Origin of the sequence: Winogradskyella vidalii, assembly GCF_013403955.1 — a bacterium.
Classification (GTDB): Bacteria; Bacteroidota; Bacteroidia; order Flavobacteriales; family Flavobacteriaceae; genus Winogradskyella; species Winogradskyella vidalii.
Genome location: NZ_JABFDG010000004.1, coordinates 77005 through 103134 on the forward strand (window position 1 = coordinate 77005; position 26130 = coordinate 103134).

25 protein-coding genes are annotated in these 26130 nt (G+C 34.7%); 10 read left to right on the forward strand and 15 right to left on the reverse strand.

Going from position 1 to position 26130, the window contains the following annotated elements; translation table 11 throughout:
• The first annotated feature begins 362 nt into the window (after positions 1–362).
• Complete coding sequence (locus tag HM982_RS10815) at positions 363–1463, forward strand: slipin family protein (RefSeq protein WP_179353181.1); 1101 nt, start codon at positions 363–365, stop codon at positions 1461–1463.
• A 178-nt stretch (positions 1464–1641) separates the two neighbouring features.
• Positions 1642–3042, forward strand: a complete 1401-nt coding sequence (locus tag HM982_RS10820; protein WP_179353182.1) for an RtcB family protein — start codon at positions 1642–1644, stop codon at positions 3040–3042.
• A 118-nt stretch (positions 3043–3160) separates the two neighbouring features.
• Here the strand turns inward: HM982_RS10820 and HM982_RS10825 are convergent, their stop codons facing one another.
• Genes HM982_RS10825 through HM982_RS10840 form a run of 4 tightly spaced genes read right to left on the reverse strand, consistent with a single transcriptional unit; the run spans position 3161 to position 8473 of the window.
• A complete protein-coding gene (locus HM982_RS10825) occupies positions 3161–3610 on the reverse strand; it encodes a 3-oxoacyl-ACP synthase (RefSeq protein WP_179353183.1) in 450 nt (149 codons plus the stop codon).
• On the reverse strand, positions 3607–4290 hold the full coding sequence (gene mtgA / locus HM982_RS10830) for a monofunctional biosynthetic peptidoglycan transglycosylase (protein WP_179353184.1): 684 nt from the start codon (positions 4288–4290) through the stop codon (positions 3607–3609). The genes HM982_RS10825 and mtgA overlap by 4 nt, the downstream gene beginning before the upstream one ends.
• Positions 4291–4293: 3 nt before the next feature.
• Positions 4294–5409 (reverse strand): NAD(P)/FAD-dependent oxidoreductase, encoded by a 1116-nt coding sequence (locus HM982_RS10835; protein WP_179353185.1) that lies wholly within the window; start codon positions 5407–5409, stop codon positions 4294–4296.
• A gap of 52 nt (positions 5410–5461) precedes the next feature.
• A complete protein-coding gene (locus HM982_RS10840) occupies positions 5462–8473 on the reverse strand; it encodes a reprolysin-like metallopeptidase (protein WP_179353186.1) in 3012 nt (1003 codons plus the stop codon).
• A gap of 68 nt (positions 8474–8541) precedes the next feature.
• Between HM982_RS10840 and HM982_RS10845 the strand changes: the two genes are divergently transcribed.
• Positions 8542–9057 (forward strand): hypothetical protein, encoded by a 516-nt coding sequence (locus tag HM982_RS10845; RefSeq protein WP_179353187.1) that lies wholly within the window; start codon positions 8542–8544, stop codon positions 9055–9057.
• 29 nt (positions 9058–9086) lie between these two features.
• Here the strand turns inward: HM982_RS10845 and accC are convergent, their stop codons facing one another.
• The 6 genes from accC to pdxA all read right to left on the reverse strand — a co-directional run bounded on the left by accC (position 9087) and on the right by pdxA (position 14090).
• Entirely contained in the window at positions 9087–10439 is a 1353-nt protein-coding gene (accC, locus tag HM982_RS10850) for an acetyl-CoA carboxylase biotin carboxylase subunit (RefSeq protein ID WP_179353188.1), read from the reverse strand.
• Between the two features lie 91 nt (positions 10440–10530).
• Complete coding sequence (gene accB / locus HM982_RS10855) at positions 10531–11013, reverse strand: acetyl-CoA carboxylase biotin carboxyl carrier protein (protein ID WP_179353189.1); 483 nt, start codon at positions 11011–11013, stop codon at positions 10531–10533.
• A 32-nt stretch (positions 11014–11045) separates the two neighbouring features.
• Entirely contained in the window at positions 11046–12041 is a 996-nt protein-coding gene (locus HM982_RS10860) for a beta-ketoacyl-ACP synthase III (protein WP_179353190.1), read from the reverse strand.
• 177 nt (positions 12042–12218) lie between these two features.
• The gene (gene rpmF / locus HM982_RS10865) at positions 12219–12422 is read right to left on the reverse strand and encodes a 50S ribosomal protein L32 (protein ID WP_076619181.1); all 204 of its coding nucleotides are present in this window, start codon (positions 12420–12422) and stop codon (positions 12219–12221) included.
• 8 nt (positions 12423–12430) lie between these two features.
• A complete protein-coding gene (locus HM982_RS10870) occupies positions 12431–12970 on the reverse strand; it encodes a YceD family protein (protein WP_179353191.1) in 540 nt (179 codons plus the stop codon).
• 79 nt (positions 12971–13049) lie between these two features.
• The gene (gene pdxA, locus HM982_RS10875) at positions 13050–14090 is read right to left on the reverse strand and encodes a 4-hydroxythreonine-4-phosphate dehydrogenase PdxA (protein ID WP_179353192.1); all 1041 of its coding nucleotides are present in this window, start codon (positions 14088–14090) and stop codon (positions 13050–13052) included.
• A gap of 138 nt (positions 14091–14228) precedes the next feature.
• On the opposite strand from pdxA, the gene HM982_RS10880 reads away from it, so the two are divergent.
• On the forward strand, positions 14229–14819 hold the full coding sequence (locus HM982_RS10880) for a riboflavin synthase (protein WP_179353193.1): 591 nt from the start codon (positions 14229–14231) through the stop codon (positions 14817–14819).
• Here HM982_RS10880 and HM982_RS10885 read toward each other — a convergent pair.
• The 4 genes from HM982_RS10885 to HM982_RS10900 form a co-directional block, all read right to left on the reverse strand.
• Positions 14816–15013, reverse strand: coding sequence for a PID-CTERM protein-sorting domain-containing protein (locus HM982_RS10885; RefSeq protein WP_246296735.1), 198 nt, complete (start codon positions 15011–15013; stop codon positions 14816–14818). The two genes, HM982_RS10880 and HM982_RS10885, sit on opposite strands and share 4 nt — an antisense overlap.
• 204 nt (positions 15014–15217) lie before the next feature.
• Positions 15218–17716, reverse strand: coding sequence for a TonB-dependent receptor (locus HM982_RS10890; protein ID WP_179353194.1), 2499 nt, complete (start codon positions 17714–17716; stop codon positions 15218–15220).
• Positions 17703–18608 (reverse strand): FecR family protein, encoded by a 906-nt coding sequence (locus HM982_RS10895; RefSeq protein WP_179353195.1) that lies wholly within the window; start codon positions 18606–18608, stop codon positions 17703–17705. Before HM982_RS10895 ends, HM982_RS10890 begins: the two co-directional genes overlap by 14 nt.
• A 55-nt stretch (positions 18609–18663) precedes the next feature.
• Positions 18664–19182, reverse strand: coding sequence for an RNA polymerase sigma factor (locus tag HM982_RS10900; RefSeq protein WP_179353196.1), 519 nt, complete (start codon positions 19180–19182; stop codon positions 18664–18666).
• 211 nt (positions 19183–19393) lie between these two features.
• Here HM982_RS10900 and HM982_RS10905 point away from each other — a divergent pair, with 211 nt between their 5' ends.
• The 3 genes from HM982_RS10905 to HM982_RS10915 all read left to right on the forward strand — a co-directional run bounded on the left by HM982_RS10905 (position 19394) and on the right by HM982_RS10915 (position 21333).
• On the forward strand, positions 19394–19630 hold the full coding sequence (locus HM982_RS10905) for a hypothetical protein (protein ID WP_179353197.1): 237 nt from the start codon (positions 19394–19396) through the stop codon (positions 19628–19630).
• A 102-nt stretch (positions 19631–19732) separates the two neighbouring features.
• A complete protein-coding gene (locus HM982_RS10910) occupies positions 19733–20821 on the forward strand; it encodes a hypothetical protein (protein WP_179353198.1) in 1089 nt (362 codons plus the stop codon).
• Between the two features lie 32 nt (positions 20822–20853).
• Positions 20854–21333 (forward strand): hypothetical protein, encoded by a 480-nt coding sequence (locus HM982_RS10915; RefSeq protein ID WP_179353199.1) that lies wholly within the window; start codon positions 20854–20856, stop codon positions 21331–21333.
• A 182-nt stretch (positions 21334–21515) separates the two neighbouring features.
• On the opposite strand, the gene HM982_RS10920 is transcribed toward HM982_RS10915, so the two are convergent.
• On the reverse strand, positions 21516–22358 hold the full coding sequence (locus tag HM982_RS10920) for an EcsC family protein (protein WP_179353200.1): 843 nt from the start codon (positions 22356–22358) through the stop codon (positions 21516–21518).
• A gap of 153 nt (positions 22359–22511) precedes the next feature.
• Between HM982_RS10920 and HM982_RS10925 the strand changes: the two genes are divergently transcribed.
• From HM982_RS10925 to HM982_RS10935, 3 genes are all read left to right on the forward strand, one after another.
• Complete coding sequence (locus HM982_RS10925) at positions 22512–23276, forward strand: patatin-like phospholipase family protein (protein ID WP_179353201.1); 765 nt, start codon at positions 22512–22514, stop codon at positions 23274–23276.
• 245 nt (positions 23277–23521) lie between these two features.
• Complete coding sequence (locus HM982_RS10930) at positions 23522–24913, forward strand: TolC family protein (RefSeq protein WP_179353202.1); 1392 nt, start codon at positions 23522–23524, stop codon at positions 24911–24913.
• 6 nt (positions 24914–24919) lie between these two features.
• A complete protein-coding gene (locus HM982_RS10935; RefSeq protein WP_179353203.1) occupies positions 24920–26128 on the forward strand; it encodes an efflux RND transporter periplasmic adaptor subunit in 1209 nt (402 codons plus the stop codon).
• The last annotated feature ends 2 nt before the right edge of the window (positions 26129–26130 follow it).

Sequence of the window (26130 nt, forward strand, 5' to 3'; positions counted from 1 at the left end):
CTAGAAAACACCTTGAAATACTAATGTATGAAAAGCCGTTTTAGGTTTTCTTTTAAAGATTCATTTTTTAATTAATGATGCCACAACTATGGTTTCAAAATTGATTAATCATCTAAAGAACAAAATTTAAAAACACTTTAAATCGCTTGTATTTCCGTAGTTAGAAAGACGGTTTTCTTTCGCTCTGTTAGTGAAACTCGTTTTTGGAAAGTCGTCAAGACGCATTCAAAAATGTTAGTTGAACTAATCCCGCTGAAAAGCGGGATCTTTTGAATAGTCATTCTCAAAAAGAGAATTCTATTATAAATGTTTAACCGTTCTGAAATAAAAATAGAAACTTCAGAACAAAAAAATTAGAAATCATGTATAGAGTAAGAATTCATGCAGGTACAGTAGGTTTAGTGTTTAAAAACGGTAATTACGTTCGCGTTATTACCGCAGGAAAACATTGGATAAATTTTAGAGAGCAAGTCTTAAAATACGATTTATCTCAAGCTTTCAGTGCGCCAAAAGCATTAGAAATCTTGCTCAAAGATGAGGCGTTGGCAAACCTATTGCATGTTGTAGATGTAAAGGATAACGAAATCATTTTGCTTTACGAAAACAACAACTTTAAATGTGTGTTAAAAGCGGGTCGTTACACCTTCTGGAATGGTTTAATAGATTACAAATTTGTCACTGTAGATTTAAGTAAAATTGACATCACAGAAGACGTCAGCAAAGCTTTGTTTAGCAATATGCAATTACGTCAATACATTAGAACGCTTGAGGTAGCGGCATTCGAAAAAGCCATTATGATTGTTAATGATGAGTTTGTTAAAATCCTAGAACATGGTACGTACCATTTCTGGAAAAACGAGCAAACCATTAAAATCTTAAGAGCAGATATGCGTCAGTTGCAATTAGAAATTGCTGGTCAAGAATTATTGACCAAAGACAAAGCAACCGTTCGTATTAACTTCTATGCACAATACAAAGTGACTAACATAGAAACCGCGTTAATGCATAGCAAAGATTACGAAAAGCAATTGTACATCACGTTGCAATTGGCATTACGAGCTTTTGTTGGTGCTTATACATTAGACGAATTGTTAGAGCAAAAGGAAACGATTGCTAAAACCGTTTTAGAAGCTGTAAAAGCACAAGCCAACAAGTTAGGTGTTAATGTTTTGCACGCAGGTTTACGAGACGTTATTTTACCAGGCGATATGAAAGAGATCATGAACCAGGTTTTAATAGCTCACAAAAAAGCACAAGCCAATGTGGTGACAAGACGAGAAGAAACAGCTTCTACTAGAAGCTTGTTAAACACCGCAAAATTAATGGAAGACAACAGCATGTTGTTTAAATTAAAAGAGATGGAATATGTTGAGAAAATTGCCGACAAAATTGGAGAAATCACAGTAGCCGGAAACGGAAACGTTATTGAACAATTAAAGGATATTTTCTCCGTGAATAAGTAAATTATTTAATCCTGCAAGGTTTCAAAAACCTTGTAGGTATTATATTTAAGTAATTATACCTACAAGAATAGATACTGAATCAAGTTCAGCACATGCCTTGCAGGACAAAAAAACAACTACGCAAAAACATTACGCAATACACTATAATATTTGTAATGTAATTAAGAAATTAGAAAACATGAAAACTAAAATAACAGGTCACGATTTAAAAGCCCTAGGTTACAGACAAGGCAAATGGATGAAAGATGCCTTAACTCATATCAACAAAAATGAATTAAAAGGCGAAGCCTTAGACTTATATTTAGAGCAATTCAAATCACCAGACCCAATAGCATTACACAACACACCAATTGACTTTTCAATAAACATTAAAGCAGAAAACGAAGAAGAAAAAGACAACGTAGATAAGGTGATTAACTCAATGCAAACCCTAATGAAAACACCAACATTAGTTGATGGCGCCATTATGCCAGATGCTTGCCCAACGGGTCCAGATGGAACAATCCCAGTTGGAGGTGTTGCGGTAGCAAAAAACGCCATTCATCCAGGAATGCATAGTGCAGATATTTGCTGTTCGGTAATGCTAACCGATTTCGGAAAAGCAGACCCAAAGGCTATTTTAGATGCAGCACATGCTAATACTCATTTTGGTCCTGGTGGACGCGATAGAGATTCCCAATTCAGATTTCCGAAGAAATTATTGGACGCTTTTGAGTCAAACTATTTTTTGAATGATGGTAACATGATCTCAATTGCAAGGTCGCATTTAGGAACACAAGGTGATGGTAACCATTTCTTGTTTGTTGGTAAATCTAAAAAAACAGGAAACACCATGTTGGTCACACATCACGGATCTAGAGGTCCTGGCGCAAAATTGTATACCAAAGGCATGAAAATTGCGGAACGTTTTAGACAAGAATTATCGCCAGATACCAAGAAACAAAATGCATGGATTCCGTTTAAAACCGAAGAAGGACAAGCCTATTGGGATGCCTTGCAAATCATAAGAGATTGGACAAAAACCAATCATGAAGTATTGCATAATTCAGTAGCTGAAGCTTTAGAAATAGAGATTGAAAACCGTTACTGGAACGAGCATAACTTTGTATTTAAGGATGGCGATTTATTTTACCACGCTAAAGGTGCAACACCATTAGATACTAAGTTTATGCCAGACATTACAGGACCAAGATTGATTCCGTTAAATATGTCCGAACCTGTTTTGATTGTTGAAGGGAATACCACAAACACCAATTTAGGGTTTGCACCACATGGCGCAGGTAGAAACATAAGTAGAACCCAACATAGAAAAAGTAAAACAGGTACTACGATGCAAATCTTTAAAGAAGAAACACGTGGATTAGATATCCGATTTTTCTCAAAGGAAATTGATATTACTGAGTTGCCTTCTGCTTACAAAAACGCGAAAGCCGTTAGAGCACAAATGGACGAATTTAATCTAGGAAAAGTCATTGATGAAGTGTTGCCTTATGGATGTATTATGGCTGGCGATTGGCAGAAGAATGCTCCTTGGAAGGTTAGACGTGAGAAGCGTAGAAACGCTAAAAAGAGAAATTAATCTTTAAAAATAAGACCTGCTAGTTTTTAATCCAGAAAGGTTTAGGGAACGCAAGGTCTACAATTTAACCTTAGAAAGGGGAAAAGTGGGCTGACTTCGGTTGGTCTGCTTTTTAATTTTAAAAAACATCTTTTATTTTGAATTTATTATCTCTAAATACAATAGCATCATCAACACTCTTAGACAATAACAATTGCGCGATTGGCGTTGCCGCAGAAATCGCAAAATAAGAAGTGTTGTCTATAATAATTTCTCCAACACTGATACTTATAAAGTAATTCGCTTGTGTTGTTCTAACCACACTTCCTAAAGCCACTTTATGGTGTTTTGAATCCATATTTACTTTCTGAAGGATTTGTTTCTGTTTTTCAATTTCAGCTAATTGATGACCCGCTTTTTCGCGCTCTAACTGCACCATAGCTCTTCCGGTTTCATGTTTATCTCCTGCACTACTTTTGGTTTCAGATTGTAGCGAATTTTGAATATCAGAAATGGTTCGGTTTACGGTAGTCAATCGATTATCAATAAATTGTAAACACTGGTTATATAATTTTTGTTTTATGGTCATTTTTGAGTACTCAGATTAAATTCCCCATAAAATCGCATTTGCTTAACAATCCACTGTTTCCGTTTTTGAATATACGACGTGGCTGGATTAGCTTTATAATTTCTTGGATTAGGTAAAATTGAAGCTATAGCTGCTGCTTCATAGGCATTTAAATTAACAGCCGACTTATTAAACCAATGTTGAGCAGCTGCTTCAACGCCATAGATACCTTGTCCCATTTCAATACTATTTAAATACACTTCGAAAATGCGCTCTTTGCTCCAAATCATTTCAATTAAAAACGTAAAATAGCTTTCTAAACCTTTGCGAAACCAGCTGCGTTCTGGCCATAGAAACACATTTTTAGCTGTCTGCTGGCTAATGGTACTTCCTCCTCGTAAACGTTTACCTTGTTTATTGTATGCATAGGCTTTTTCAATAGCTTCAATATCAAACCCATTATGAGCTAGAAATTTTTGATCCTCACTACAAATAACTGCGAGTTGCATATGTTTTGATATGTCATCTATAGTCACCCAGTCGTGCTTCCAAATTTTAGTTTCATCTGTATTTTCAAAATAACGTATAAACATTAAAGGCGTTGCAGGCACTGGAACATACTTATATAAAAAAACCAAACCTACAGAAAGGATAATACACCACAATACTAGTTTCCCAATAAATCTAAACAATCGCTTCATCTGCTATTCTACTAAATCTGCTAATTCTTTTCCAACTAAGCTACCAATGGCAATGCCCATGCCACCTAACCTTACACCACAAAACACATGATTTCCAATGGCTTTTACAAGAGGCTTTTTCTGTGTGCCTACACCCATAATTCCAGACCAACGGTATTCTATTTTAAAGTCAGTATTTGGTAAAATAGTTGTTTTTAAAAGGTCTTCTAATTTATTTTGAATAATCGCTGTTTCCCCAAATCTATCTGTCTCTTCGGTTTTAAAATCGAGATGACGTCCGCCTCCAAGTAATATTCTATCATCAATATTTCTGAAATAGTAATAGCCTTTATCTAAGTGAAATGTCCCTTTAATCGGTAAATTGTCAATAGGCTGGGTAATTAAAACTTGAGCTCTAGCTGGTTTAACTTCTGGAATATTAAGCTGTTTTGCAAATCCGTTGGTGGCAATAAAAAGCTTTTTTGTTGAAAACTCAAAATGATTGGTTTTTATTTTCACCTTATCTAAATCTTCAGAAAATGTTTCAACTCTTATATTATTTAATAATTCTATGCCTAAAGATTGTACTTTATGTACTAAAGCAGTCATCATTTTTCCGGTATCTATTTGTCCTTCAAACGGATTAAAACTGTACTTAGATTGTAAGTTTTTAAAGCCTAAGTCATTCGGCATAAACGAAAAAACATCAGACTTAAAGATTGGATGTAAAAGTTGATTGATATCATCTCGCTGATTTAAACAGGAATTATAAAGGGTTTCATCTGAGTCTAAAAACAATTCATAACCGCCAAAATTTTGATAACCGATTGTTTTATCACCTAATGTTTCACGAAGCAACTGAAGTCCATTAATTCGCTTTTTAATCAGCTTTAAAACCTCTTCTTTAGAATGATTGTGTAAATCTTCTATAATTTCGCTTAGACTTCCAAAACAGGCAAATCCTGCATTTTTTGTACTTGCTCCTTGCGGAAATATCCCTTTTTCTAAGATTAAAATCTTAGCTTTTGGAAAACGGAGCTTTAATTGAAGTGCACAGTTAAGCCCTACAATACCACTACCAACAATGGTATAATCAATGTTAGTCAGTTTGTTTTTTATTTCCCAATATGATAAATTCATCGCATAAAAAAAGCTCCTAATTTAGGAGCTTTTAAAATTATAAATTAAATTCTTATTCTACTATAATTTTCTTGGTCACTTTTTGAGTACCATTAGCAATCGTTAATAAGTAAACACCAGATTGGGCATTGTTAAGCCTAATAACCTCTTCAAATCTACTTATGTTATTATAATGAGTTTTAGTGTAAATAGATCGACCTCTAATATCAAAAACCTCGATTATAATGTCTTCATCTGATTTTGGATTGAAAGCGATATTAAAACTACCATTATTTGGATTTGGGTAGACCGCTAAATCTTCAAATTTATTTTCTTCAATACTTAAAGGTGCTTCATAACATATTTCAATAGACCAGCTATTTAAAGTTCCTGTATCTCCATTAAAAAAATCTGCAACGAGTAATTGCCAATCGCCTTGGGCATCTAAGCCTGTAAAAGCACTCAAAGATTCACTTGGGCTGTAGGTCCCCGTAAAGTTATCGCTACATCCATCAACACCAGGTAATGCTGCTGCTTGATCATCAAAAGTAACTGCAAAATTCTCATACCCCGTCCCTGAACTTACTGCACAAGTATTATCCCAAAGTTTAATTGCATCGTTGGCAAATGTTCCTCCCGGAGGTAAAATATAAACTTGCAAATCACTAATCCAAGTATGGCTTATATCTAAAGATAGGGTCATACTCTCTATAATATTTGAATCTGGAATGTTTAAGGTATGGGTTACTAAACCAGCATTTCCACCTGAAGGGTCAGGAATAGCAACTCCTAAATTTTCTGCTGTAGCATATGGTGGATTACAAACAACCTCTGTACAACTTCTATCTAAAACAACATTTGCTGTTCTAGTTAATGAAGGTGATGTACCAGTTACTGTGATATCATAAACACCAACAGTTGTGGCTCCAAGGTTACCGATTGTTAATGTAAAACTATCATCTGAATTTAGAGATGCAGGCGTAAATGTTGTCGTTGCTCCTGCAGGCACACCAGATGCCGTAAAAAACGTATTTTCTGAGAAGCCATTTGTGGTTATAAAATCAAAATCAAAAGTTACTGAATCTTCAGCACATACCTCTTGATTTTCTGTTAGCGAAACAATACTGAAGTCTTCTTCGTCTGATATTAAAAATGCATTTGAAACAGCATAGAATATATTATCTGCCGCTTCAACAAGTATTTTGGCATTATTGTTATCAGCAATATTAGGTACTGTAATTGTCGCTGAACCCGTGTTAGGAACTTCTGTTGCTAGAGTTGTAAATGTAGCACCATTATTAACTGTAAACAAAATGTTTACTAATTGACAATTAATTGTTGGATCAGCAGTTGCTCCAACTATCCAATTTACTTGTTGACTTGTATTCTGTCCCCAAGTTGGTGGAGTAACTACCGTAAAAGGCGTAACATCTTCTACTGAAACCATCATTTCTGAAGACCCTGTAGCACCGCCGTTTAATTCATTATCTCTTACCGTTAGTAAAAAGTTCATATCTCTAGCAACAGAAGGAACAACTTCCCAGGTTGAAGCTAGTGAACCAGACATGACTGTAGGTAATGCTGGCATATACCTGTTAGGTGAACTAGAAGGGTCTAAAGATCTAAATGTTGGTCCACCTGTATTTGTAGACTGTGGAGGCATTGTTGCTGGTGTTGCATCAGTTTGTTCCCAACAATAAGTTAACCCAAATGGAGTATCGGCATCTACAGCAGATCCTTTTAAAGTAAAAGCTGTTGATTTTGGTATTGAAAAATTGGCACCTGCATTTACAAACGGAGCAGCATTATTGGTGCTAGTTCCTGTAAAACAAGTACTACCCGTACCTGCAGAGATATTTAACCATATTTCTTTAATATTTTCACCATGAAAATAATCATCACTATTGTTCTGAATATTTGGTGCACAAATACCTGCATAGCCCATAATTGTAGAAGCACTACCTGGCTCTACTGACACATTAGAACGCTGACAATTATTATTTTGTGTGTGGTTGGCACCAAATTGATGGCCCATCTCATGTGCTACATAATCAATATCAAAAGCATCTCCTGTTGGTGCAAAAGAACCTGTTACCCCTCTTGCTTTAGAATTGTTATTACAAGGAGAGAACAACTGAGCAATTCCACCACCACCAGTACTAAATACATGGCCTATATCATAATTTGCTGACCCTATATTATTTACATTATCACATGTGGTTTGATTTTCTCCTAGCATAGCACTACCATCATTGTTAGTATAAGGATCGGAGTTTACATTTGGCCCTAAGAATATTATAGATGAGTTAGGTACCATTTCCATTGTTATTCCTAAATCTCGTTCATAAACGCCATTAACACGCGTCATTGTGGCAACCATAGCTGCAGTAACTTGCGCAAGTGTGCCGCCGTGATATTGTGAGTATTCTACAGTACAAGCTAATGCCAAACGATACGTTCTCAAGGTTTGATCGTCCGCGTTTCTCAGTGCAACATATGCTTCATTAGAAATATTAAGTTCAGGTTCAACATATTCTGTTTCACATTCAAATGGTGTTCTAGGACCATCTTCTATAGAATTGATAAACACCAAATAGTTTTGTAAATCTGCTGAGTAAGGTTCAATAAAAATTGTTTTTTTATCAGAAAGGAGCATACTACTGAGTCCTTTTTCTGGTGAAATACTAAATCTAATAACCGAAGCTGGGTTATCTATACCTTTGCCAATATAAGACCGAATATGAGGAAACTGGGCTTGCAATTCCGATGACATTACAGAAGCTTCTTTCACCAAATAAGATTGAAAATTTCCTTTTTGATCAGGAAAATCAATAACTACACCTTCATTAGCAGAGCTCTGAGTTCGCTTTGGTGCATTTGATAAACGTGCTTGCAATGCTTGAACATTAAGACTTAGTAAAATTGAATTTTTTGGTATAGATTTATAAAAAATAACATTTTCTTTTTTAACTTTATCCGTAGTAGACTTAGACCAAAGAGTTTCTTGACTTTGGGCTGCAGATACGGATACAAAAAAGAACGCCGTTAGCAGACTGTAAATAAATTTTGAGTAGTATATTTTCATATATAAAGGGAATTTAATTTCCTCAAATATAGTTGGTATATCTCTAAAAGACTAATATCACTATATATATGAAATTATTTGTTTTTTTTTTAATCGCTTTTCTTAATTTTTCTTGTAATTCGCAAAAGGACAATTTCACTGGTGTTCAGAGCAATACATCTGAATTATGCCCTGAAAGCGGAACATGTAGTTTTGAAATTCTGAAAAACAAAAGCTTCAAATTAGTTAAAGATGATATTGGTGAATATTATCCAAAAATCACAGAAGCAACATCTAACCTCTTAAAATTTGAATTTAAAAGTGGGCAAATTGAGGCTGTTCCTGATAGCGGTTTTACAGAAGTTGTTTATCTAGAAATTAACAAAGAAAAGTTAATGTCATTTGAAGACAAGATGTTGAAACAAGTTAATGCGTCATATGGCAGACTTTGTTTCTGTAGAGGTCAGTCTGGGTATTTTCCAATTGATAAAGGTCAATTAAACATCAAAAAGATTACCAAAACGCAGTATGAAATTGATTTTGAATTTGAAATTAATGAGGTCCCTCAAACACTCAAGCAGTTTAAAGTAATTGCCGAAATGTAAAAAAGCGACTTAAAAAGCCGCTTTTCTATTTATTCTTCAATCTGTTTTTCTAATTTAAAATCTTCCATAAATTTAGTGGTATAATTACCTGCTAAATAGTCTGGATGATCCATCAATTGTCTGTGGAATGGTATGGTGGTCTTAATACCTTCGATAACAAATTCATCTAAAGCACGCTTCATTTTATTGATAGCTTCTTCCCTTGTTTGTGCTGTAGTTATCAACTTAGCAATCATAGAATCGTAGTTTGGCGGAATACTGTAACCTGCATACACATGTGTATCTAAACGAACACCATGTCCACCAGGTGCATGTAATGTTGTAATTCGGCCTGGTGAAGGTCTAAAATCATTAAATGGATCTTCAGCATTAATTCTACACTCTATAGAATGTAAGTTTGGCGTATAGTTTTTACCAGAAATTGGTACTCCTGCTGCCACTAATATTTGCTCACGAATTAAGTCGAAATCAATAACTTGTTCTGTTATTGGGTGTTCTACCTGAATACGTGTATTCATTTCCATAAAGTAAAAATCTCTATGCTTATCAACTAAGAACTCTACAGTTCCAGCACCTTCATACTTAATAAATTCAGCAGCTTTTACAGCGGCTTTACCCATTTTAGTTCTCAATTTATCGGTCATAAAAGGCGAAGGCACTTCTTCGGTTAACTTTTGGTGACGACGTTGAATAGAGCAATCGCGTTCTGATAAATGACAGGCTTTACCTCTAGAATCACCTACAATTTGTATTTCGATATGGCGAGGCTCTTCAATAAGCTTTTCCATATACATATCATCATTTCCAAAGGCAGCTTTAGATTCTGAACGTGCAGATTCCCAAGCATTTTCAAGGTCTTCTGGTTTCCAAACCGCACGCATTCCTTTTCCTCCACCACCTGCAGAGGCTTTTAGCATTACGGGATATCCAGTAGCTTTAGCGGTTTTTACACACTCTTCAAAACTTTCTATAACCCCTTCACTTCCTGGCACACAAGGAACACCAGCAGCTTTCATCGTGGCTTTGGCATTGGCTTTATCGCCCATGCGATTAATCATATCTTCAGATGCACCGATAAATTTGATACCATGCTCCTCACATATTTTAGAAAATTTTGCGTTTTCGGATAAGAATCCATAACCCGGATGAATAGCATCTGCATTTGTAATTTCTGCAGCGGCTATAATATTTGATATTTTTAAGTAAGATTCACTACTTGGAGGTGGCCCTATACAAACTGCTTCGTCTGCAAACTTAACATGGAGACTATCGACATCTACAGTAGAGTAAACTGCTACAGTTTTAATGCCCATTTCTTTACAGGTTCTAATAACTCTAAGTGCTATTTCCCCTCTATTGGCAATTAATATTTTTTTAAACATGTCTTTTGAGTTTAAGAGTTTATTGTTTAGCAGTTTATTGGCTTAAATACATTTATTTAAACTTAAAACTTAAAACTTCTAAACTAAATGTTTATGAAGGATCAACTAAAAATAACGGTTGATCAAACTCTACTGGAGAAGCATCATCTACCAGTACTTTTACTATTTTACCAGAAATTTCAGATTCAATCTCGTTAAATAACTTCATGGCTTCTATAACACAAAGTACATCACCTTCTTTTATATCTGTACCAACTTCAACAAACACGGGCTTGTCTGGAGATGGCTTGCGATAAAATGTTCCAATTATTGGTGACTTTATAGTGATATATTTTGAATCTTCTACAGCTGTTGTTGTTGCAACTGGTGTTTCTTGTGCCGCCACAGCTTGCTGTGCTGGCATTTGAGGTTGCATCATTGAAGACGGTGCTTGTACTGGTACTTGCTGTACAATTGTGGTGTCTTCTGAACCTGTTTTAATGGTAATCTTAATGTCATCCATTTCTAACTTAACCTCACTTGCACCAGACTTGGCAACAAATTTTATTAAGTTCTGAATTTCTTTTAATTCCATAATGTTTAGATATTTTATTTGTTAGTTGTTAGTTAGGAATTATAAGCCCATTTAAAATAAATAGAGCCCCAAGTAAATCCGCCTCCAAAGGCTGCGAATATTATTTTATCACCTTTTTTAAGTTGTGATTCGTAATCAAATAATAACAAAGGTAATGTTGCAGAGGTTGTATTTCCATACCGCTGAATATTCATCATTACTTTGTTTTCTTCTAAATTAATTCTGTTAGCTGTGGCATCAATAATTCGTTTATTGGCCTGGTGAGCTGCTAACCAAGCTATATCATCATTGGTCAGTTGATTTCGATCCATTATTTTTTCAGCAACATCTGCCATATTGAAAACCGCATTTTTGAATACCGTTTTTCCATCTTGAAACACATAATGTTTACCTTCCTCAAAAGTGTCTTTTGTTATAGGATAAGAAGAACCACCGTAAGTAGCTTGAAGAAACTCTCTTCCCTCACCATTACTTCTCAATAATTCATCTTGTAATCCTAAACCGTCTTCATTAGGTTCAAAAAGTACGGCACCTGCGCCATCTCCAAAGATGATACAGGTTGCTCTGTCTTTATAATTGATAAATGACGAATTTTTATCGGCACCAATTAAAAGAATTTTTTTGTATCGACCAGATTCTATATAAGCTGCTGCGGTAGACATTCCGAATAGGAAACTTGAACATGCAGCTTCTAAATCGTAAGAGAATGCATTTACAGCGCCTATCTGTGTTGCCGTATATGCTGCAGTTGATGCTGCTTTCATATCTGGCGAAGCAGTACAAACAATTACTAATTCAATTTCTTTAGGGTCTAAGCCCTTTTTCTGAATTAGATCTTCCGCTGCTTTTATAGCTAAAAACGAAGTTCCTTTGCCTTCTTCTTTTAGGATTCTACGCTCCTTGATTCCTGTTCTGGAGGTAATCCATTCGTCGTTAGTTTCTACCATTGTTTCTAATACTTTGTTAGATAAAACAAAGTCAGGAACATAGCCTCCGACAGCTGTAATTGCCGCTGTGATTTTACTCATTATTAGGATTTAGATAATTAAAAGTAGGCAAAAATGATAAAAATTGATGTAATTCGGTCAATTTTTATCATTTTTAGGCAAACTATTACGCAAAGTAAGTAGTTTTTATTCTATTGAAAAAGATAATAACAAAAAAAACGCTCCTTTGGAGCGTTTTCTTGTATGCATGCATAATACTTATGCTACGTTTTCTTCCTCTACTGAATTGTCAATTAATACTTGACCTCTGTAGTATAATTTACCTTCGTGCCAATGAGCTCTATGGTATAAGTGTGGCTCACCAGTTGTTGGGCAAGTTGCTATTTGAGGTACAGAAGCTTTATAATGAGTTCTTCTTTTATCTCTTCTTGTTTTCGATATTTTACGCTTTGGATGTGCCATTTTAAATGTTATTTATCCGTTAATAGTTTTTTTAAATTATTCCAACGAGGATCAATATCCTCCGATGATTTTGTTTTGTTGTCCTCATTTGGACTCAATTCTTCTAATTTTGAAAATATCTCAGACTGCAATGTACCGTCTTCAATACCTGGATGAACGCGTTTTATAGGAACCGATAAAATAATAAGTTCATATATATATTGTGCTACATTAATTTCGTACTCACCGTGAGGTACAATTAATATTGCTTCATTATCATCATTATACTCATCACCAAACTTAACAACTAAATTTAAATGGTCATCAATGGTTTGATCATAAGGTTCATTTGTAATGTCGCAGTTAACGTTTACAGTGCCTTTGGCTGAAAAATGCAACTCTAAAAAGGTTGTTTTTTTTTCAAACTTAAGGTCAATTTTTACATCAACAGCGTTAAATTCATCATATTCAAAATGCTGAAAGAACGTATTATCAATTTGATAATCAAAATGGTGTTCTCCTACCTTTAAACCTACAAAAGGGATAGTATAAGATTTTAATGCCTTCATTATCACATTCATTTTGAGCGTGCAAATATATAAATTTTTAATTACTTAACGCCTAGATATCAACAAATTTTGTTTATAACTATCGAGAACCCTTTTTTAAGGGGTTTTTACCATAGTGATTATATACCGCTCTCAGTTTAAAAATTTGGGTTGCAGCTACAATAGCTTGCTTCATAGAGTTTTCGTCCGCAACCCCTTTTCCAGCGATTTCGTAGGCTGTACCGTGATCCGGAGACGTTCTTACTTTATCTAAGCCTGCGGTATAATTAACGCCCTGTCCAAAAGTTATGGTTTTAAAAGGGATTAAACCTTGATCGTGATAGGACGCAATAATAGCATCAAAATTCTTAAACGTGTCAGATCCAAAAAAACTATCTGCTGAATAAGGTCCATAAACTAAATGACCGCCCGACTTTATTTTTTCTAAAGCTGGCTTTAAAACCGTATCATCTTCATCACCAATGACACCATTATCTCCAGCATGTGGATTAATAGCTAAAACAGCAACTTTTGGTTTTCTAATGCCAAAATCTTGTTTTAAAGACTTTATTACAGTGGCAATTTTTTCCTTTATAAGATTTTCCGTGATAGTTTCACTAGCATCTTTAAGTGGTACATGATCTGTTAAAAGTCCAACACGTAGAGTGTCTGACACCATAAACATTAGACTTTTACCATTTAAGGCTTTAGCTAAATAATCGGTGTGACCTGGAAAATTAAATTTTTCAGATTGAATATTGTGTTTGTTAATTGGTGCGGTTACCAAGACATCAATAGTCCCTTCTTTTAAAGCATTTGTTGCTGCTTCTAATGATTTAATAGCGTATTCGCCTATTTTTTTGTCTTCCTTACCGAAATCTATTTTAACAGTTTCGTTCCATACATTTACAACATTAACTTTTCCAACGACGACTTTATCTGGAGAATCAATATTAAAAAAATTGATTTTACTTTTAAAATGGTTCTTAAAAAACTGCATGGTTTTACCGTTTGCAAAAATAACAGGTGTATTTAGCTCTAAAGTCCTTGGGTCTTCATAGGCTTTAATAATAATCTCTGGGCCAATTCCATTAAGGTCACCAACTGATATTCCGACGATGACCGATTCATTTTGCTTCATATATTTGTATTATCTTAATTGGTATAGAAAATAATAAAGATTTTATTTTAATCAAAGTTTCTATACACTAAACAAAGCGCTATTCCATTAATTGGTTTTAACTTTGTGACTACAAATTTAACTAAATAAAGTACAAAAATGTTTACAGGAATTATTGAAGATCTAGGCACAATTGATAAATTAGTAAAAGAAGGTGGTAATCTGCATATTACTGTACGTGCTTCTGTAACAAATGAATTAAAAATAGATCAGAGTGTAGCGCATAATGGCGTTTGTTTAACCGTTGTTGGTATTGACGGAAACACCTATACCGTAACGGTTATACAAGAAACCCTTGAAAAAACCAATCTTGGCTTCTTAAAAAGTAAAGATTTTGTAAATATAGAACGCGCCATGAAACTCGGTGACCGACTAGATGGTCATATTGTTCAAGGACATGTCGATCAAACAGCGAAGTGCATTTCTATTGTTGAAGCAGACGGCAGTTGGGTGTTTACTTTTGAATATGATAAAAATCTGAATAATATTACTATTGAAAAAGGATCTATTACTGTAAACGGGGTGAGTCTAACTGTGGTTAATTCTCAGTTGAATCGTTTTTCTGTAGCTATAATACCTTATACTTTTAATCATACGACTTTTAAAAACTTAAAAGTAGACGACACGGTAAATCTAGAATTTGATGTGATCGGAAAATACGTAACACGCTTAAATGAGCTACGCTCTTAATTACTAGGCTTGTTTAGTTTAAAAGATTTATAAACACCATAACCTAAAGCTACAATAAATAGAACAACAATACCACCATCTATAGGTAGCCCTGGAGGTGGTGGAGGTGCGGGTGGCGGAGGCATATCCTGAGCCATAGATGCGAAACCTACAAAAAAAACTAAGATTGAGGCTAACAAATTTTTCTTCTGCATTCTATTATTTATAACGGTGTAAAAGTATAAAAAAAAACGAATTGACAAAATTTAAACGTTTATAAATATCCACGAACGGTTATTTTTTATCGACAAAACGCAAAATATTAGGCTATTTTAGGGAAGTCACCTACATTTAACGCAAATATAATATTAAAAACATTTTTCAAACCTAAAATACGTATTTAATTCCCAAAGTGTTTTTTAAAAATAAACACGTAACACTGCATTAGTTGTAATTCCTAATGAATATCTAGAAAATTCATTCACATTGCCTTCCGAACTAATCCTATAATAGTTGTTAATCGGATTTTCTATATCTGATAAATTCCATGCCGAAATACCAACTTCTGAACGGAACGTTTTATTAATTTTAAATTTATACAGTGCCGAAACATCAATTCTTAAATACTCTTGCAAGCGCTCCGAATTAGCACGACTATAATTAATATCTCCGTTCACTACTTCTTGTTCTGAAATTGGCACTGATGTTGGTTTTCCAAACCTATAATTTAAACCAGCCGAAATATTCCAAGAGTCATTACTATAGGTTGTGCCCAATGTAAAGGCGTGAGAGATATCAAAATTACTTGGAAACTCAATTTCTTCGAGGGTTTCAAACGTATAATCATTTAAAAGATAAGCATAACTTAGCCACGTATTTAAGTTTTTGAAATTTTTTCGGACTAAAAATTCAGCGCCATAAACCTCATAACTTCCTTTTTCTTTTTCAAATTCATATTTAGTAGTAAAACCTTGGCTTTGTGTGGTAATACCATCTACCGTTTTATAATAAGCTTTGGCATCTAACAACCAGCCTTTATTTTTATAAAGCAATCCTACAGAGGCTTGTTTACTTTTAATTATAGGAATACTATCATTATCTGTAAGTTGCCAACGTCGTTTTTCAACGCCTAAAAAATCATTTTGAAAATTAATAATCTGTGAGGTATTTTGGTGTTTAAACTCCCCTAAAGCTTCAAATTCAAAATGCGCTCCTAAGGCTTTTCTAACACTAACACGAGGTTCAATGATTAGCGCATCAAACTTTTCAATATAATTAACTCTCGATCCAACTTTCACAGTAAAATCTTTAGTGTCATTTTGAAACTGCACTTGTGCAAAAGCGGCTTGTTCTCTTAAAACTTCTTCATCACGCCTTACATATCTTGGGGCATCAATATCATTGAGATTGGTAACTTTAGTCTCAATAAAATTATAACCCAAATTAAATTGCCATTGGTTCTGAGTATAAAAACTTTCAAATTTAACCGAAGTTTCCGATACTACATTTTCTTGTAAAAAGCGTTGTTCTGCAATAACATTCGCATTTATAGCTTGTAACTTATAATCAGTGTTATAAACACTAAGAGTTGTACTAAATTTATCGTTCCACGCTCTTTTATAGTTTAAACCTGCAGAAATATTATTCTGAGAGATACTACTTTCTTTCGTTTCTAAAGCACCATTAGAAAAAGCCGACTCATCAAAAGTTAAATCATTATAAACGCGTAAAAAATTTAACCGAATAAAATCTTTATCGGTTGGATTATATAGCCAGCGTACCGAAGTATCATAGAAATCGAAAGACTGATTAGAATTGGTAACATTAAAAGTGTTTTCCTCAATTTCGGTGTGCTGTGTGACACGTTCAAAATAAGCATCGTAAGTTGGTGTTCGTACCAAGTCGTCAATAGATTTCCTTCCTGCAATTTGAACGGATGATGTTGTTCCAAAGGGAATATTTAAAAATACATCTGCATTAAGTAGATTAACACCAAAAGCCCCTTTAAAATTAGATTCGATTGCTTTGTTAGATTGCATAGCAATAGTCCCTGAAACACCATCAGTATACGAGGCATCTGTACCATTATTAATTACTGTAGCTGTTTGGGTCATTTGTGGATTAAAACTTGAAATCAGTCCGAAAAAATGACTCGATTGATACATTTTAATACCATCCCAAAGCATTAGATTCTGATCGTGAGAACCACCTCTAATGTTTAAATTAGATACGGTTTCATCTACACTCAATACACTTGGTAATGCCTGAACGGTTTGTAAGACATCCGATTCAATGAGTCCTGGTAACAAGGTAAACTTACTGTAGTCTATAGAAACACTTCCATCTTGACGTTTATCGATACCTTTTACAAGGTAACCATTGAGTAACACAGAACTAAAAAGTTGGGCTTCTTCAATAAGCGTTATGGTATCACAACTTTCGAGATTAAAAAATTTGGCTTGGCGTTCTATGGTTTTAAAACCGATAAATCGAATCATCAATTCAGCTTCTTCAGAAGGTATTTCAATTTCAAAATACCCCGCATCATCCGTTACTGCATATTCATTTTGGGTAGTAATGGTAGCACCGTACAACGGTAATCCGGAGTTGTCTTTTATATAACCACAGATACTTATCGCCTCTGTAATAGAAATAACATAATCACTAATTTTTGTAAACGTTAAATTGGTTTGCTGTTCTAGATTTTCAATTTTCGCATTGATACTGAGGTCTTCTGAAGTAGAAACAACGTAAATATCTTTTAGAAGGTCACTTTTATAATTAAACGTAATATTATGCGCTTTAGAAATCGCATTGAGCGCATTAATAATTGAAACTTCCTGAGTATTGGTTTGTCCTTTCGCAACGGCGCAAAAAAGCAAACTGAAAATACAGGTTAAGTAACTAGTTTTTAGCATTGCGTAATATGACCTTTTTGTTATTTACGATAGTGTAGGTCAAACCAAGTGGTTGGCTAATGGCTTCTAGGGCACGCTCTAAATTGAGATGTTCAAAAGCGCCTGTAAACCTTAAATTATCTACAGTTATAGAGTCTGTAATTGTAAGATTATATTTATTTTCAAGTTCAGAAAATACGGCTTGAATTGGCGCATCTTTAAATACACTCATATTTTTAAGCCAATAGGGTTCGGCAATAGCAATTTCTGTTTTTTGAGCTTTACCCGATTCTAAAATAAATTCGGATCCAGCTGGCAATTTAATCACCTCATCCATATAACTCACTTGCACTAAGCCTTCATAACAGGTAACTTTAAATATACTATCTTTAGAAAACACATTAAACTCGGTACCTAAAACACTTACGGTTCCCGATTGAGTAGTGACGTCAAAACGCTTTCCTTTTTCCACATCAAAAAAGGCTTCTCCTTTTAAGTTTAAGGTTCTTTCCTTGTCCCAATTGGAAGGTTTATAGTCTAATTGCGATAATTCATTAAGTTCTACAACAGAATTATCTGGAAGTATTATCGTTTCATTTTGTGCTAATTCGGTTGAAATTGTATTGGTTTTATTAGTATTCCAAAACATAAATACCGCTAAAGCAATAAATAAAACTGCGGCAATTTGGGATGCTGGTTTTATCCAATTAAAGCTTGATACTTTTTTATCTTTCAAACGTTGTTCTAAAGTTTCAAATGCAGGAACTTTAGCTCGGTGATGACCACCAAATCGCTGGGCTTCTTCTACAATTTCTTCATACAAATCAGCATCCTCTAAAGCTTTAAAAGCTTTCGCTTCTGCTTCAGATAAATCATTATCCAACCATTTTTTTAATAAATATTCTTTGTCCATAACTTGATGCTATACTTATAAAACAACTCAACTTATAATTGTCCCAAAATTATTTTTAATTAAGTTCTTCTAATTGGTCTTTTAGCTTATTTAAAGCCGCATAAATTCTATGTCCGGCAACTTTTTTAGTGATATTTAATAGCTCACCTATTTCTTTGTGCGTTTTGCCGTCCACCTTATTTAAAAGAAAAGCGACTCGTTCTTCTTCTTTTAAACTTGCTAAAGCCATTTCATAACGTTTTGAAAATTCTTTTTTCCGCAACATAAATTCTGGCGTTTCATTAGTATAGTCCCTTGGCTTTACTTCCTGATGTTTAAACACTATCTTTTGATGTTTTACTTCGTTTAACATCATATTATTAGCAACCGTATATAAATAAGATTTGGCGGCTTCGGGTGCAACTTTAGCACAGTTTTCCCATAACTTTATAAAAGCATCTTGCACTTTATCTGAAGGATTGAGCAAATCGCCATACTTGTAGTACAAAATATTGCTCATGCTCTGTGCATACTTTTCATAGAGTTTAGAAAAGCGGAGTTTATCACAAGTATCTTTGTGGAGTGACTTTGGCAATTAAAGGTGGTTTTGAAATTTTAAATCTACAAAATTATATCTTTTTCAATGGACATAAAAAAGGGAATATTATTAAAACATCAAGTTTTAGATTTTATTTTAACGTGAAAAAATATTGGGAGATTTTACAATTTAGTTGTTTTAAAAATAGAAGCCCTAAATAACTGCTTCATTTTTTAAAAGCGCAGTGAAAATTTAAAACCTCTAAAACATGAATCAATCCATTGAAAGCAAAAAAACAATTCGATTAGTTTCTAACATAGCATTATTAAAAGAAAGCGAATTGAGGCAATACCAAAATAAAATGTTAGAATTAAAAGAACAAGTTGAACAAGACTCTAACAACACCCTAAAAAAACACAAATATAATGTGGTACAAACGCGATTTGTTCAATTAAAATCAACTTTTAAAAGCCTTAAACAACTCGAGTTTCAATTGCATAAATAAAAAAATTAATAATATTCTTGGGACATTTAATTACTTAATTGTTCTAAGTATAAAGCCCCAATTAAAGGGTCCTTTTTAAAACTAATAACAAACAATTTAATTATGAAAACCTTTAAACCTTTCCTTTTTGCCCTAATAGGATTATCACTAACCATGATTTCTTGTAGAACTGAAGACGATTTAAGTATTGATCCTCCAGCAGAAAGCACCTTAGAAGCTAATTCTGTTTTAGCCAGCCAGATACAAAATGTAACCATGAACGATGGTTCTGTTGATAATATCGTTTATAATGCCAATTGTTTTACTATTCAACTTCCTATAACAGTTACCATTAATGGCGTAGAATTAACCATTACTGAAGTTAATGATTATGACGCCCTTGAAGATATTCTAGATGAATTTGACGACGATGATGATCACATTGATATCGATTTTCCTGTAACTATTATTCTTGCCGATTATACTGAAATTGAAGTAAACAGCCTAGACCAACTAGATGATTTAGCTGACGATTGCAATGACGAAAATGAAATTGACGACGATATAGAATGTTTAGATTTTGTATATCCTATAACAGCCTCTGTTTTTAATACTAATAACGAAGTGATTGCCGCTTACACCTTCACTAACGATAATAATTTCTACGAATTTATAGACGATATCGATGAAGACGACCTTGTTGGTTTCGAATTCCCGCTAAGTATAGTGCTTTCCGATGGTGTTGTTATTGATATTAACAACTTAAACGAATTAGAACAAGCTATTGACGATTACGAAGATGATTGTGATGAAGATGATGACTACGACTATGGTGATGATGATTGCAATAATTGTACACCAAACCAACTAGAAGCCGTATTAACCGCTTGTTCAGATTGGCATATTGAAGAATTAGAACGTAACGACAATGATTTAGAAGACAATTACACTGGTTACTTCTTTAATTTCTTTGCCGATAATACACTTACCGTGACTTGGGATGGAAATACCGAAAATGGAACTTGGACCACTAGTGGAACAGGAAACAATATCACCGTAACGTTTGATATTCCAGGATTTGAAAATATTAATGCTACTTGGTATTTAGATGAAATCGACAATGATGATGATGATGATGACAACGATGTTGAAGTGAGCTTTGAAATTGGAGATGATGACGAACTAGAATTTCAAAATAATAATTGTAACTAAACAAAATAACTAACAACTTAAAAAATAATATTATGAAAAAAGGATTTTATTACGGCGTATTTTTAATGCTTGGCTTCTCTTTAATGTCTGCAACTTGCTCTAGTGACGACGATGATTTTAACTATGGTGATGATTGTAATAATTGTACCTCAGAACAATTAGAGTCTGTATTAAGCGCTTGTTCCGATTGGTATATCGACGATTTAGAACGCAACAATAGCGACCTAGAAAACAACTATATTGGGTATCATTTTAATTTCACTATCGATAATACGGTTACGGTAACTTGGGGTGACGAAACAGCAAGCGGAACTTGGTCAACAAGTACCTCAGGTAACAACATTTATGTAACATTTGATATTCTAGGTTTTGATGATATTAATGACACTTGGCTATTAGATGACATTGATAATGACGATGATGACGATGACGAAGACGATGATGAATTTGAAGTCGATTTTAAAATTGGAAATGATGAACTAGAGTTTCAAAATGCGAATTGTAACGTGTAAAAGATTGAACTGTTACAGTTCTCATCTAAACCGTTAAACCTAAATATGAATTGACTAATCCCTATTAAAGCCCTACCTACTTGATTAATAGCAGACCAACCACGAAAATATGTCGTGGTTGGTTTTTTTTATTCTAGACTGAAACTCGTTTATTAAAACCAATTAAAGTTCTGTCCTAGACGCTAAGGTTTTAAATGTTGAAACAGCGCCTTCACCTCAGCTTCACCGTATTTGCGTTCTAGACGTCTAATAGTAAAATGTGCCGTAGCCATTTTCTGAAAATGATCCACAAACACATAGTTTAACCCACCGCCTCCAATAGCACCAACCACAGGAACCGCTTGTGCTAAAAATTTCTCACTAATCAACAGGCTCAATCGTGTTGCTATTTTAGACAAGAAATCACTAACTGCATTAGACCCCAAAGCACCAACGCCTTTGACCAAGCCATCTAAACTAGTCTTTATTCCCGCAGCTGATATATTATTTAAAGTTGAATTTAATGCCACACGTGTCGTATAGTAACTGGTCTCCATGCCATCATCATCTTTAGCTTCACCACCAAGAGCAAAAACCTGTAAACATTGCATTTGCCCTTCTAAACTATAAATATCTTCACCTTCGCTACGCGCAATATCCATTATGGTTCGCATTAGAAAATTGGTTGTAAGTGTAACTTCCGAGGCAAAAATAGCAGTCCCAAAACCTGTAGATGACCCCAAAAATCCACTGAGCGCGCCTGTACCAGTAACAATACTTTTATAAGTGTTTTTTGAAGGCTTTTTAAAAGTCTTGTGCTTTTGTATGGTTAGCAAATTGGCCTTAATAATCTTTAACAAGACTTTTTCTGTAATCTTTTCGACCTTAACTAAGACTTTTTCTGGGACGTAGCTAACGCCGGTTTCTACAGTACTTCCAATTTTATTGACATTACGTATAGCCCAGCCTAAGTTTTGCATACTAGATTTCGCATGTAATAAGGCCTGTTTATCTTCTGGTGATATGGTGTTTGTAATTAGATTCAAATAGTAATTATTTATAATATTTGTCGGGAAATTATGATAAATGTTACAAAGCCATTAAAACATGAGTCCTATTTAAAAATAATTTTTGCTCTATTTAATATTGAAATAACAAAAATCATTATACATTTATAAACAATCTTAAAGAGTTGTAAAATGAGTATTGGATTGGTGCTTTCTGGTGGAGGAGCTCGTGGAGCTGCTCATATCGGTGTCATAAAAGCTTTAGAAGAACAGGGTATTTTTCCCACACACATTGCAGGTACAAGCTCAGGTGCTATTGTCGGTGCTCTATATGCCGCAGGAGTTCCTTGGTCTGAAATATTGACGTTCTTTAAAACCATTCCTCTTTTCCATACGAAAAGATTCGCTCGAAAAAAACCAGGTTTTTTAAATTCCGAAAACTTCTATGATGATCTTAAAAGCTATTTGCCACAAGACCGCTTTGAAGATTTAAAAAAACCACTATTTATTCCTGCGGCAAATATTGTAGACGGAACATCTAAGATGTTTAGTAAAGGACAGCTTATAAAACCCATCATTGCCTCTGCGTCTTTTCCTGGTGTTTTTACACCCACCGAAATTAATGGAAAATTTTATGTAGATGGGGGTACACTAAATAATTTTCCGGTAGAACCTTTAATCCCAAAATGCGATAAAATTGTTGGTGTATATGTCAATCCTTTAAAAAAGGTAACCATGAAAGATTTAAAACATTCATATTCTGTTGTAGAACGTTCTTATAAAATTATGGTTGCTGCAGAATCGATGTCTAAATTTTCAAATTGCGATATGGTAATTAGTCCTCAAGAATTAGTGAATTACACCACTTTTGGGATGAGCCATGTAGATGCTATTTTTAATTTAGGATATACCACGACGAAAAATGCGCTAGAGAGAGACGCTTCTATTTTCAATTAACACGTCTAATAGCTAAGATTAAACCCTGCTTTTAAATTTACGAAAGACACCAAACTTCAAGGTGTATTTACCATTATTCTCACAGACCTTATTGCGCTATTTGTAATAATTACGAAAGAACAATTAAGTATTCCTTAAGAAATAAGTATTAAATAATACATATATTAGTGTTAAGCGTCAATGTTTTACGTTCAAAACTGTTAAAATAAAGCTTCTTGAAAACTAAAAGGCACTTCAAATTTAGAATGATAAAAAACAAATTACCGTATTATATCGGTGGTTTGTTTTTGTTGCTTATGGCTTGTTCGCCGCGCTTATCAAATACAGAACTTCCGATAGACGACCTAGAAGTATTTTCAAATACAGGTGAAAGTGTAATTGAAGACCAATGGTGGTTAGTTTTTGAAGACGAGCAGCTCAACACTTTAATTGACAGTGCCATGCAACGTAATTTTAATTTGGCGGCAACTTGGCAACAATTTGTAGCAGCAAATGCCGTAGTTTCTAGGGAAACTTCCAATAAATGGCCTCAAATCGATGCTTCTGCTCAAACTGCAGAGAACTTCCCGATAAATGATTTTAGAGGAGGTGAAAACACACAATTAGGGATCTCCGCCTCCTACGAATTAGATTTATGGGGCAGAATAAAAACAGCTGTTCAAGCTGAAAAATTCAGAGCAGAAGCCAGTCTTTATGATTATCGCACTGCAGCCCTATCACTTTCTGCAGAAATTGCAACAACGTGGTACCAATTGGTCGCAGCAAAAAAACAACTAAAAATTACCCAAAACCAAATTGAAACAAATCAAGATATCATAAAATTAATGCGCTCTCGTTTTGTTGGTGGTCAAATTCGTGGTGTAGATATTTTACGGCAAGCGCAACTGTTAAAAAGCACCGAGGAACAACAGATTATATTCCATACCAATGTTCGTTTACTAGAAAATCAATTAGCGGTACTATTAGGGCACCAGCCTCAAAAAAGTATGTTATTAACTGAAACCGAGTTACCTGATATTTCAACACTACCACAAACCGGAATGCCATTAGAACTTGTGCGTCGTAGGCCAGATATACAACAGTCTTATGCCCTTTTACTTGCTGCAGACCGAGACATGGCATCTGCCGTACGAAACAAATACCCTAGAATTTCTATTCAAACACAAGGCCAATTACGATCCAATAATTTCGCTAATCTTTTTGATAATTGGGCCTACTCCATTGCAGGAAACTTATTAGCCCCCTTATTTTATGGCGGCCAATTAAATGCTGAAGTTAACAGAACTGAAGCCCTCAAACAACAACGGCTATATGAATACGGACAAGCCACATTAGATGCCTTTAAAGACGTAGAAGATGGGCTTTCACAAAACCTTATGCAAAAGCAACGATTAGAAAATATAAGTCGTCAATTAGAGCTGGCAACTAAAAGTAATAAGCAATTACGCGTCGAGTTTTTAAATGGTTTTAGTCCTTATTTAGACGTGCTCATTGGTTTAGACCAAGAGCAACAATTACAACGCGATTATGTATCGGCACAATTAGAACAGATACAGGTTAGAATCGGTCTCTATAGAGCTTTGGCAGGTGGTTTTGAAACCGACAGAACAATAAATAACGGTGAAACTAACGAATAAGATATTATGAACACTAAAAAAATACTTTGGATTTGCTTAGCCATTCTGGGCGTAGGTATCATAATCACCATACTTATCTTTTCAACAGAACCTGAAGCAACTAAAGAAGGTGCCAGTATTGAAACCGCTATTTTAGTTGAAGTGGTTGCAACTAAAAAAGACACCTTCAATCCTGTTATTGTGGCTACTGGAACTGTGCAACCTGTAGAAGACGTCAATTTAAGTCCTTTGGTTTCCGGACAAATTATCCGCAGAGATCCTGCTTTTACACCTGGGGGATTTGTTAAAAAAAATCAGGTGTTGTTGCAAATAGACCCTGCCGATTATCGCAATACCCTAGAACTCCGTAAAAGCGAATTCATGCAATCTCAAACCACCTTAGATACCGAAATGGGGCGTCAGCAAATTGCGGAACAAGATTTAGAACTTATTACAGGCGATACGCTTTTTGGAAATAATCCACTTTCAGAAGAAGAACGCAAGTTAGTCCTTAGAAAACCTCAACTCAGTGCTGTAAAAGCAACAATTTCTGGCGCCAAAGCTTCTATGGATCAAGCGAAACTAAATCTAGAACGCACCACTATACGAGCGCCTTTTGATGCTCATATTTTAAGCCAAAATGTAACCGAAGGGGCATTAGTTTCTCAAGGTGATGACTTAGGTCGTATGGTGGGCACAGCAGATTATTGGGTGGTCGCTACGGTTCCTGTGTCTAAGTTACAATGGTTGAGTTTTCCTAATGAAACTCATGCGGAAGGTGCATTAGTCCGTATCGAAAATTCAACAGCTTGGAGCGGTGACACCTATCGTGAAGGCTATTTAGACCGACAAATAGGTGCCCTAGATGAACAAACCCGATTAGCGAGAATCATGATTAAAGTTTCAGATCCTTTAGCGACAACTGAAGCATTGAAAGGGAAACCAAAATTAATGATAGGCACTTTTGTAGAAGTTAAAATTGAAGCGAATGCCATAGCCAATGTTGTAAAGCTAGACCGCGACTATGTAAGAAGCAATCAGACGGTGTGGGTGATGAAAGACAATAAATTAGAAATTAGGAATGTAGATATTGTGTTAACCGATGATACACATGCTTATATACGTCAAGGTTTAGAAGCGAATGAAAATGTTGTTATTACCGATCTAAGTACCGTGAGTCAAGGTATTGAATTACGTACAGCTAAAGCATCTTCTGAAAATAAAAAAGCGCAATAGGA